A 10948-nucleotide genomic window follows, 5' to 3' on the forward strand; every position below is an offset into this window, starting at 1 on the left:
TCCAGGACCCGTACGGGTCCTGGAAGACCAGCTGGATGTAGCGCCGCATCAGGCGCATGTCTTCGTGGTTGAGGGCGAGCAGGTTCTGGCCCCGGAACCAGCTTTCGCCGCTGGTGGGCTCGATCAGCCGCATCAGGCAGCGTCCGAGAGTCGACTTGCCGCAACCGGATTCGCCGACGAGGCCCAGCGTTTCGCCCGGCGCCAAGTCAAAGGACACATCGGCCACCGCACGCACATGGGCAACCGCGCGATCGAAGACGAGGCCACCGCGAACCGGAAAATCCTTGACAAGATGGCGCACGGAAAGCGCTGCCGCCGGCTTGGTTTCGACTTGAGTTTGCTCCACTGCGCTCATGGGGCCATGCTTCCACTGTCCAGTTCTGCCGCCGCCAGCGAGGCGCTATGGAAGGGCGGCAAGGTCGTCGCGAAATGGCAGGCCGAGAAGCGGCCGCCTATGTCGTGCAAAGGCGGATCCTCGGTCCTGCAGCGTGCCTCGGCATAGATGCAGCGCGGATGGAAGGCGCAGCCGCCCGGCAAGCGCCCAAGTGCGGGTGGCGAGCCATCGATCGAAAACAGCCGCTCGCGGCTTTCCTCGAGATTGGGGATCGAGGCAATGAGGCCGCGCGTATAGGGATGGCGCGGGTCGGCGAACAGCTCGGATACGCCAGCCTGTTCGACGACACGGCCGGAATAGACGACCGCGACGCGGTCGGCATGACCGGCGACGACGCCGAGATCATGGGTAATCAGCACCAGGCCAAGGCCGAGCCGCTCCTGCAACGAACGCAGCACTGCCAGTATCTGCGCCTGCACCGTCACATCGAGCGCCGTGGTCGGTTCGTCGGCGATCAGCAAATCGGGATCGTTGGCGACGGCCATGGCGATGACCGCGCGCTGGCGCATGCCGCCGGAGAATTCATGCGGATACTGGTTCACCCGGCGCTCCGGCTGCGGGATCGCCACCAGATTGAGCAATTCCACCGCCCGCGCCATGGCCTGCTTGCGGGTGACGCGCTGATGCAGCCTGACCGCCTCGGCGATCTGGGCGCCGACGGTCATCACCGGGTTTAGCGAGGACAGCGGGTCCTGAAAAATCATGGCGATGCGCGCGCCCCTGATCTTGCGCATTTCGCGTGACGATTTGCCGACCAGTTCGTCGCCGTTGAAGCGGACCGAACCGGTGACGACCGCGTTCTTCGACGTCAGGCCGAGCGCGGCGAGCATGCCGACGGACTTGCCCGAGCCGGATTCCCCGACAATGCCGACCACTTCGCCCTTGGCGACTTCGAGGTCGATGCCGCGCACCGCTTCGAACTGATCGCCTGCCCGCCGGAAGCCTACCCGCAGGCCGCGTATGGACAGCAGCGGCTCGCGCTCGCCTGCCTTGTCGGCTGCGCCGGACTGCGCTGAAGATATCTGTGCGCTCATCGCTTAATCCGACCTTGGATCGAGAATGTCGCGCAAGCCGTCGCCGATGAAGTTGAAGCCGAGCACGATGGTGAGGATGGCGACGCCCGGACCGAAGGCGATCCACCATTGGTAGAAATGGACGGCGCCATCGGAGATCATCGACCCCCATTCGGGCGTCGGCGGCGTGGCGCCGAGACCGATGAAGCTGAGCGACGCGGCAAGCAGCACGACCTGGCCGAGATCCATCGTCGCGCTGATCAGCACCGGGGTCCAGCAAAGCGGCAATATGTGCGTGAACAGCACGCGGCGCGGCCTGGCGCCGGCGGCGATCGCCGCCTCGACATGCTCACGCTCCTTCACCTCCAGCACCTGCGCCCGCATCAGCCGGGCATAGACCGGCCACCAGACCAGAACCATGGCGATGGCGGCATTGCCGAGGCCCGGCCCAAGCGACGCCGCGACGGCCATAGCCAGCAGCATCGGCGGGAAGGACAGAGTGACGTCGACAAGCCGCATGATCGCCGCACCGGTCAGCCCGCCGACGAACCCGGAAATGGCACCGAGCAGCGAGCCGATCACCACAGCCGAGACGACGACCAGAACCGCGATCGGCAGCGAATGCGCCGCCCCGTGCAAGGTGCGGGCGAGAACATCGCGGCCGAGAGCATCGGTGCCCAGCCAGTGCGCCCAGCTCGGCGGCTGCAAGCGGCGCGCGACCATTTCGAGCGGATCGAACTGCACGATTAAGGCGGCGAAGACGGTCATGAACAGCCAGAACAGGATGACGACCGTGCCGATGACCAACGGCGCGGTCAGCCATTCGGGAACAGCGGCGGAATGGGATTTGGTTGTGACCGCCGACATCAGCTCAACCTCACGCGCGGATTGGCCACCACGTAGAGGATGTCCGTGATGAGGTTGGTGACCAGGAAGGCGAGGCCGCCGACGATGGTGACGCCGATGATCGCCGGGAAGTCGAGCGCGCGCGCCGCCTCGACGGCATAGGAGCCCATGCCGGGCCAGGAAAAGATGGTTTCTGTCAGCACCGCGCCGGTGATCAGATAGGCGAAGGAATAGCCGATGACGGTCAGGGTCGGTACCATGGTGTTGCGCAACGCATGGACGATGACGACGCGGAATTCGCTCGCCCCCTTGGCGCGCGCGGTGAGGACGAACTCGCGGCTCATCACATCAAGCATGTTGGCGCGCACCAGCCGCGATATGGTGCCGGAAACCGTCCAGCCGAGGACGAAGGCCGGCAGAAGCAGGTGCCAGAGCGCGTCCTTGAAGACGGTCCAGTCGCCAGCCAGAAGCGAATCGATGGTCAGGAAGCCGGTGATGCCGGGCGGCAATGCCAGGCGGGCATCGACCCTGCCCGGCCCCGGCAGCCAGTTCAGCATGACGGAGAAGATGAACAACAGGCCGAGCCCCGACCAGAACACCGGCAGCGAAGAGCCGAACAAGGCGAACAGCCGCGCGCCATGATCGATCAGGCTGTTGCGGAAATAGGCGGCCAGCACACCAAGCACAATGCCGAGCGTGGTGCCGAAGATCATCGCAGCGAAAACCAGTTCGAGCGTTGCCGGCAAGCGGTAGAGAATGTCGGTGCCGACATTGCGCTTGGTGATGAACGAGGTGCCAAGATCGCCGCTCAGCAGATTCCCAAGATATATCATATAGCGTTCCGGCAAAGGACGATCGAGACCCCAGCGCGCCTTGGCGGCGGCCACCACTTCGGGGTTGCTCATCTGCTGTTCGGCGACAATCGCGGTCAGCGGATCGCCCTTGGTCACCGTAGTGATCAGGAAGGCGATGGTGACGATGCCGAGCACCAGAAACGGCATGGCGATAAGCCGGCGCAAAATATAGCGAGACACGTGGCTACCTTCACAAGGAGGGGCTTCGTAAGATGGCACAGGGCGCTTGGAGATGCCATCGAGGGAAGCATATTGACAGTGGGGGAAAGCGCCTGTCAATATAAATGGAATTTAATTTCATTTTTTAGACAACGCCGGCGACGCTGGCCCGACAGGCGGACGACGACGCCAGAAAGACCTCAGCGTGCGCAAGCGAGCCACCAGGGACGAGACGGAGCTTGAAGGCGAAGGCGCGCAGCTTTCGTCGTCGCTGGTGCGCGGGCTCGGCATCCTGCGCGCCTTCCGCCCGGGCGATGCCTCACTCGGCAACCAGGACATCATTGCCCGCACCGGCCTGCCCAAGGCCACGGTTTCACGCATCACCTATACGCTAAGCGCGCTCGGCTATCTCCTCTACGACAAGGACCTTGGCCGCTACAGCCTGGGACCCGCCACCGTGGCGCTGGGCTATTCGGCGCTCAGTTCCAGCGCCGTCGTTCACGTCGCCCGGCCGCTGATGCAGCCGCTGGCCGACCTGACCGGTGCGGCGGTGGCGCTCGGCACGCGCGACAGCCTCAACATGGTCTATCTGGCCAATTGCCGGTCGGAGAGCCTTGTCACGCTGCGCCTCAATCCAGGCTCCTACCTGCCGATCTGGAAGACATCGATGGGGCTGGCCTATGCGGCGGCCCTTTCACCTGAGGAGCGCGCTCGCCTTGTGGAGGCTTTGCAGGAGGCCGAGCCGGACAGGGCGGCGATGATCGGGGCGGCGATCGACGATGCGATCGCCCAGTATGCAGACAAGGGCTATGTGACGTCGTTCGGCGCCTGGCACAGCTATATTCATGCGGTCGGCGTGCCGTTCCGTCCGAGTGACGGCTCGCCGCTGGTTGCCATCACCTGCGGCGGCATCGGCGAGATCATCACGGAAGAGCGCGCGCATGCCGAGATCGGACCGGCGCTGGTGGCGATGGTGAAGGCGCTGGGCAGAGAGCTCGAGGGAAATCCCGGGTAACGGGATTGGCCCAGACGATCGGCCTCGCATGCCGGCTTGAACTCGCCTGATGGGGACCGCACAGTCGCAGTCGATGGTATGGCGGTCGCGTGCCGTCATCGTCCATCGGGTTGGGATGATCGGGAAAATAGGATGCCGATGAATTTTACAGGGCGGTTCAGCGGTCGAGCGGCGGTGATCACCGGCGGCGCTTCAGGCATCGGTCTGGCAGTGGCTCAGAGGATTGTCGAAGAGGGCGGACGGGTTTCAGTCTGGGATCGCGATCCGGCTCAGATCGAACAGGCCAAAGCCACCCTTCCCGGCCTCCACGGTGTTGCCATCGACGTCGCCGATGCGGCCGGCGTGGAACGCGCCAAGCAGTCGGCGATCGAAGCGCTTGGCGGTGTCGACATCCTGGTCACCAGTGCGGCGATCACCGGGCCGAACATGACGACCTGGAACTATTCGACCGAGGATTGGCAGAAGGTCATCGACATCAACATCAACGGCGTCTTCTACTGCAACAAGGCGCTCGTGCCGCACATGCTCGAGCGCAACTATGGCCGCATCGTCAACATCGCCTCGATCGCCGGCAAGGAAGGCAATCCCAACGCTTCGGCCTACAGCACCTCGAAGGCCGCGGTGATCGGCCTGACCAAGTCGCTCGGCAAGGAACTGGCCAAGACCAAGGTGACGGTCAATTGCGTCACACCGGCGGCCGTGCGCACCGCTATCTTCAAGCAGATGAGCCAGGAGCACATCGACTTCATGCTGTCCAAGATACCGATGGCGCGCTTCGGCGAGGTCGAAGAGGTGGCGGCGCTGATCTGCTGGATTGCCTCGGAAGAGTGTTCGTTCACGACCGCCGCCGTGTTCGACGTTTCCGGCGGCCGCGCCACCTACTGAGGCAGGACGCGTTTCAATTCCGCGTGACGACGCAACGAACGGGAGCGTAGGGGCGTATAGTCCCAGGCGTCGAATCGACGTTGACGCAACAAAGCTATACGGGAAAGCTATGACGCGGCATGACAGTTCAGCATGCGTGATGATCTGCCGATGCGGGGCAACTGGTTGGCGGTTGACGGACGCTGCAACCATCCGGCGGGAGCTTGTTTCCTTTGCTTAGAGCCGAGCCTGCCGCGCTGTCCGACGACGAGCTTCTGGACCGCTATCAGCGCGCCGCCTTCGACTATTTCCTCGAGAACGTGAACCCCGAAAACGGATTGGTCGCCGACACGTCGCGGCCGAATTCGCCGGCCAGCATCGCTGTCGTCGGCTTCGCGCTGTCCAGTTATCCGATCGGCGTCGAGCGCGGCTGGATGGCGCGCGATGCCGCCGCGAAGCTGACGCTGGCCGCGCTGCGCTTCTTCTCGGCCAGCCCGCAAGGCCATAGCGACGACGTCACCGGCCACAAGGGTTTCTACTACCATTTCCTCGATATGCGGACCGGCCTGCGCGTCTGGCGCTGCGAACTGTCGATGGTGGATACGGCATTGCTGATATCGGGCATGCTGGTGGCGGGCGCCTATTTCTCCGGTGACGATGACGAGGAAGCCGAAATCCGCCAACTGGCCGAGGCGCTCTACCGGCGCGTCGACTGGCGGTGGGCACAAGGCTCAAGCCCGACCTTGCGACAAGGCTGGAAGCCGAAGAGCGGCTTTCTCCACTATGGCTGGGAGGGCTACAACGAAGCCACGATCCTCTACATCCTGTCGATGGCTTCGCCCGACAGCCCGACCTCGGACAACAGCTACGAGGGCTGGACGGCGACCTATCAGTGGGAAAACATCTACGGCTACGACGTGCTGTATGGCGGTCCGCTGTTCATGCACCAGTTCTCGCATGCCTGGATCGATTTCGCCGGCATCCGCGACGCCTTCATGCGCGAGAAGAACTCGGACTATTTCGAAAACAGCCGCCGCTCGACCTATCTGCACCGCGACTATGCACGCCACAACCCTTACGGCTATGGCGGCTACGACGAGAACCTTTGGGGTCTTTCGGCGGGCGACGGGCCAGGCGGTTTTCGCACCAGCGTGGAGCGACAGCGCCGGCGGTTTTCCGGCTATGCCGCGCGCGGCGCGCCGTTCGGGCCCGATGACGGGACGATCGCGCCTTGGTCCTATCCGGCATCACTGCCTTTCGCCCCGGAGATCTGCTTGGCGGCGTTGCGCCATCTCGGTGATCGCTACCCCGAGGTGATCGGTAATTTCCGACTGCCGAGCGGTTTCAACCCGACATTGGCGAACCGGCGTAAGTTCGGGAGGCACGGCTGGGTGTCGGAAGGCCACTATGGGCTGGATCAAGGCATCGTGGTGATGATGATCGAGAACCATCGGTCAGGGTTGATCTGGAGACTGATGCGGTCAAATCAACACATCCGCAACGGCCTGCGCAAGGCCGGGTTCAATGGCGGCTGGCTGTCTCAGCCAGCAAGCCCGGCGTCGGGTGGCGGCGATGTCGCGTGACCGGACCAGGGCTACCGCCTTTCCTGTCGATCACAACGACATTGAGCTGATCAAGGGCGCCCATCCGCCGCACTGGAAGAACCCGCAGCCGGACGATCCCTACAATATCGTGGTCATCGGTGCCGGGCCGGCTGGGCTGACCGCCGCCTACGAAGCGGCCGGCCTCGGCGCAAAGGTCGCGCTCATCGAGCGCAACCTGATCGGCGGAACTTGCGTCAATGTCGGTTGCATCCCGTCGAAGTCGATCATCCGCACCGCAAGGCTTTATGCCGACATGCGCGATGCCGAGAATTTTGGCGGCGACATGCCGGACCGTCTTCACGTCAACTTTCAGCGCGCCATGACGCGGATGCGGCAGATCCGGCAGCGGATCAGCCGCGCCGATGCCGCCGATAGCCTGATTTCCGAAGGCATCGACCTTTATTTCGGCGAAGCGCGGTTTTCCGGAAGGGACGCTGTCACGGTCGCCGGACAAACCTTGCGTTTCAGGAAGGCGCTGATCGCGACAGGCGCGCGCCCGAGGCTGCCGACCATCCCGGGGCTGGTCGAGGCCGGCTATCTCAGCAACGAGACCATGTTCGATCTCACGGAGTGCCCGAAGCGGCTTCTGGTCATCGGCGGCCGCCCGCCCGGTTGCGAGGCGGCGCAGGCCTTCTGCCTGCTGGGCGCGAAGGTCATCCAGGCGCAGCGCGAACCGATGTTCCTGCCCGGTGAGGAACGCGATGCCGCCCAAATCCTTTCGGACGCGCTGGCGCGCGAGGGTGTCGAGGTTCGCCTCAACACCGAGGTGGTGGCGGTGCGGACGGAAGGCGGCAAGAAGCTCGCCGACCTGGTGTGCGACGACATCACGACGACGATTTCCGTCGATGAGATCATCACTGGCATCGGCCGATCGCCCAATGTCGACGGCCTCGACCTGGAAAACGCCGGGGTGGCATACGATGCCGACGGTATCAAGGTGGACGACTGTCTCCGCACCACAAATCCGCGCATCTATGCGGCGGGCGATGTCTGCCTCGCCTATAAATTCACCCACACCGCCGAGGCGACAGCCCGCATGGTCGTGCGCAATGCCCTGTTTCTCGGACGCAGGAAGCTGAGCGAACTGGTCATTCCGTGGTGCACCTATACCGATCCGGAGATCGCCCATGTCGGCCTCTATCCGGCGGAGGCGCGCCAGAACGGCATCCCGGTCAAGACCTATACAGTGCTGATGCACGATGTCGCCCGTGCGGTTATGGACGGCGAGGAGGAGGGTTTTGTCAAAATCCACGTCAGGGAGGGGTCCGACCGCATCCTGGGCGCCACGGTCGTTGCCAGCCATGCCGGCGAGATGATCAATGCGGTGTCGCTGGCGATCAAATCGGGCATGGGATTGCGTGCGCTGGCCGACGTCATCCATCCATTCCCGACGCAGGCGCAAGGCATCAAGATGGCCGGCGACGCCTATCGGCGGACAAGGCTCACCTCATCGTGGAAGCGTCTGGCGGGCCGCTGGTTGGCGTGGTCCAGGCGATGGTGATATTCCGGCAGCCTGCCGCAACTGGTGCATCTGACAATCAGCGACGATGCGGCGCTTGACGAAAGGCTCGTCGGCTGAACAAGTCGAAGCCGATTGTTATGGTTTGGGGCCGTCACGCATGCCGTCTGGAATGAAGTCTCAGGCGCAAAGCCCAGAGCGTCCACTTTGAAACCCGCGGGCGCACAACCGCTCGACGCTGTCTCCGCGGCGAAAGCCGGGCGACGTGTGCTGGTTGTGTCCCACGATCCAGCCTTTCCGCCGATCTCAGGCGCGGATCTGCGGAACTATCGCAATGCTGAGTCTGCTGCGCAATTCGGCCCGGTCTGCCTGGTATCTGTGCTGCCGCAGGCGACGGAAACAACCGATCCGTCGATCCGCACCGAAGCCTTGTCGATCAAGGGAGAGGCCCGCTCCAGTTCGATCGGGTGGTGGCGTATAAGGGCGGAGCGTCGCATCTCGCGCGTCGCCTTGACGCGGCTGGAGACACTGGTTCGGGACTTCCGCCCGGACACGGTGCTGATCGAGGGCATCGGCCTGTTCAAGCTGCTGCGGCCTTTGCGGGCACTGACGAAACAGCTCATCCTCGACATGCACAATGTTGAGTCCGACCTGGCGGGTCAGCTGCGGCACGTCGATGCGAAGCGGGCTGCGGTGGCGACGATCAGCGAGGGCCTTGGCATCAGGCGTCTCGAGAGAAAGGCGCTTGCCCTTGTCGACAGGGTCTGGGTCTGCTCGAGCCAGGATCGAGAGCGGTTGATGGCGCTTTCCCGGCACAAGTTGCCGATCGATGTCGTTCCAAACGGAATTCCGCACGCCGGGCACAGCCCCGAAACGCTGCCCGCCGAGCCCGTATCCGACGAAAGCTTTCCGGTGATCCTGTTCGTCGGCCATCTCGGCTATCCGCCAAACGTCGATGCCGTCCAGAGGTTAGCCGGCTCCATACTTCCGCGCATCCGACTGGCCTTGCCGACCGCGACACTGATTCTCGCCGGGCGCAACCCGACAACGGCCGTGCAAGCGCTGGCAGGATTGCCTGGCGTGGAGATCGTCGAAGACCCCGGAGACATGGCGCCGCTTCTGTCGAGAGCGCATCTCACCATCATCCCGCTTGCGGCAGGCGGCGGCACCCGCATCAAGATTCTGGAGGCGATGGCGTGGGGCGTGCCGGTGATCGCCACGCCTCTGGCGGCCGAGGGCCTGGACCTGGTCGACGGGGAGGAACTGCTGCTGTCGGATACCGATGAAGGACTTGCCGAGACGGCTGTCGGACTTTGCCTGGACGCGGACCGCAGGGCACGGCAGCGCATCCGCGCGCATCAAGCGGTTTGGGCAAGGTTCGGCCCAGAAGCCATCCGCAATGCCGTCCGCGGCGGGCTGGGGCTGGACGAGGCTGGCACATGATCCCTCCCTCCACCAGATATGGAGGAGCGACGTCGCTCCACATCGCTTGCAGGAGCTCCGCTTCGCACCGCGTCCAACCGGAATTTCGTGGCCTGCCCTATCGGGATGCGTGCTGAAGCTCTTGCCGAATGGGGCCGAGATAGGTTTGCGGATGCAAGCGTCGCCAAACATGGTCCCGGTCGGTCAGATGCGCGACCTGCTCTATCCAGCGTCTCGGCGCATCGGGGTCCCTCACCTCATGCCAGTCGTCGACGATAATGACAGGCAGGCCCTGGTAGAGCGGGTCGAGCGGCGAGGTCCTGGTGACGACGATGCAGCCGAGATAAAACAGCTCCCATGTCCTATGGCAGTCCAGGCCGTTGCCTTCGGTGGACAGCACGAGCGGGTATTGCGAGTACAGTTGCCAGATCGAGCGCTGCGAGACGCGTTTCGTCAGGAAATCGACGTGCGGACATCCGCCCAGGGCATCAAGCAGTTCCCGGCGCTGCCTCGAGCCATTGCTGATGCTGAAATCCGAGAACAGCCTGGGCGGACGGCGGTCCACATGATCCTGCCGGGCGCGTATGATTTCCAGTTGCTTCACAAGCCCTGCCGGCGTGGCAAGAGACCTAGGCGTGTGAAGATCGAGCCCGATCGGGAAAGGCTTCACCCTGGGGTGAGTGCCATCACAATTCTGGCTGTACCAGGAGACCAGGAAAGGGTTGGCGAGAAGCTGGTCGACGGTGTCCTTCGCCAAATCCGACGGCACCGAAGCATCCCCATCGGTCGTCAGCAGCGTGAATGGTGCCGTAATCGTCGGCAGCACGATCCTGACAAACGTGTCGAGGTCGCAGGTTTGCGCATCCCTGGACAAGGTGCTCAGGCGCAGCCAGACGATGCCATGCGCGCCGCTGTAATGTTGGCGGAAAAATGCCTCGCTCTGCGTAGATGCAGTTGGCGCGTTGCGATACCAGCGCGGCCCGGCGAAATCGCAGAAATGCCCGATGCCCTGCGACCACAGCACGGGCGGAACGCCAAGAAACCTTAGCGCCCTGGAGTAGACGGCTCTTTTGACAGCCCTTCGAAACCTGCCCATCGGCAACTCCTAGCGCGGATGCCAATAGCGTTGCAACGTCCTGCCTTGCACCGCCTTGAGCCGAACCAGGGGCCAAAAATTTCGAACCGTCTGGCGGCATCGCAACTGGCTGACGATCTCGCCGGCTGCAGTGCCGCGGCCAACCCCCCGGCTCGGCCGGAGGCACACGGCGGATTGTGGCAAAGGTCGAAGTGCTTGCGGTTCAGCGCAAGACCGCACGTC

General features: G+C 63.8%; 10 protein-coding genes. 5 read left to right on the forward strand and 5 right to left on the reverse strand.

The features are described 5' to 3' along the window. The 4 genes from EN906_RS10035 to EN906_RS10050 all read right to left on the reverse strand — a co-directional run. Window positions 1–355, reverse strand: a 355-nt coding sequence (locus tag EN906_RS10035) for an ATP-binding cassette domain-containing protein (protein ID WP_127375156.1), incomplete at its 3' end; no start/stop codon positions are given. Next, a complete protein-coding gene (locus EN906_RS10040; protein WP_127271705.1) occupies window positions 352–1428 on the reverse strand; it encodes an ABC transporter ATP-binding protein in 1077 nt (358 codons plus the stop codon). The genes EN906_RS10040 and EN906_RS10035, both read right to left, overlap by 4 nt. A 3-nt stretch (window positions 1429–1431) precedes the next feature. After that, complete coding sequence (locus tag EN906_RS10045; RefSeq protein ID WP_127276927.1) at window positions 1432–2274, reverse strand: ABC transporter permease; 843 nt, start codon at window positions 2272–2274, stop codon at window positions 1432–1434. Next, window positions 2274–3287, reverse strand: coding sequence for an ABC transporter permease (locus tag EN906_RS10050; protein WP_023811560.1), 1014 nt, complete (start codon window positions 3285–3287; stop codon window positions 2274–2276). Before EN906_RS10050 ends, EN906_RS10045 begins: the two co-directional genes overlap by 1 nt. A gap of 184 nt (window positions 3288–3471) precedes the next feature. Between EN906_RS10050 and EN906_RS10055 the strand changes: the two genes are divergently transcribed. The 5 genes from EN906_RS10055 to EN906_RS10075 all read left to right on the forward strand — a co-directional run bounded on the left by EN906_RS10055 (window position 3472) and on the right by EN906_RS10075 (window position 9651). Continuing rightward, a complete protein-coding gene (locus EN906_RS10055; RefSeq protein ID WP_127266932.1) occupies window positions 3472–4281 on the forward strand; it encodes an IclR family transcriptional regulator in 810 nt (269 codons plus the stop codon). 132 nt (window positions 4282–4413) lie between these two features. Then, the gene (locus EN906_RS10060; RefSeq protein ID WP_127266933.1) at window positions 4414–5166 is read left to right on the forward strand and encodes an SDR family NAD(P)-dependent oxidoreductase; all 753 of its coding nucleotides are present in this window, start codon (window positions 4414–4416) and stop codon (window positions 5164–5166) included. 212 nt (window positions 5167–5378) lie between these two features. Beyond that, window positions 5379–6728 (forward strand): glucoamylase family protein, encoded by a 1350-nt coding sequence (locus EN906_RS10065; protein ID WP_127266934.1) that lies wholly within the window; start codon window positions 5379–5381, stop codon window positions 6726–6728. After that, window positions 6718–8250, forward strand: coding sequence for a mercuric reductase (locus tag EN906_RS10070; RefSeq protein ID WP_127375157.1), 1533 nt, complete (start codon window positions 6718–6720; stop codon window positions 8248–8250). Before EN906_RS10065 ends, EN906_RS10070 begins: the two co-directional genes overlap by 11 nt. A 336-nt stretch (window positions 8251–8586) precedes the next feature. Further along, entirely contained in the window at window positions 8587–9651 is a 1065-nt protein-coding gene (locus tag EN906_RS10075; RefSeq protein ID WP_245465124.1) for a glycosyltransferase family 4 protein, read from the forward strand. A gap of 97 nt (window positions 9652–9748) precedes the next feature. Here EN906_RS10075 and EN906_RS10080 read toward each other — a convergent pair whose 3' ends face one another. Continuing rightward, window positions 9749–10654, reverse strand: coding sequence for a hypothetical protein (locus EN906_RS10080; RefSeq protein ID WP_245456861.1), 906 nt, complete (start codon window positions 10652–10654; stop codon window positions 9749–9751). Between the last annotated feature and the right edge of the window lie 294 nt (window positions 10655–10948).

Source organism: Mesorhizobium sp. M7A.F.Ca.CA.004.06.1.1, from assembly GCF_003999135.1.
Lineage (GTDB): Bacteria > Pseudomonadota > Alphaproteobacteria > Rhizobiales > Rhizobiaceae > Mesorhizobium.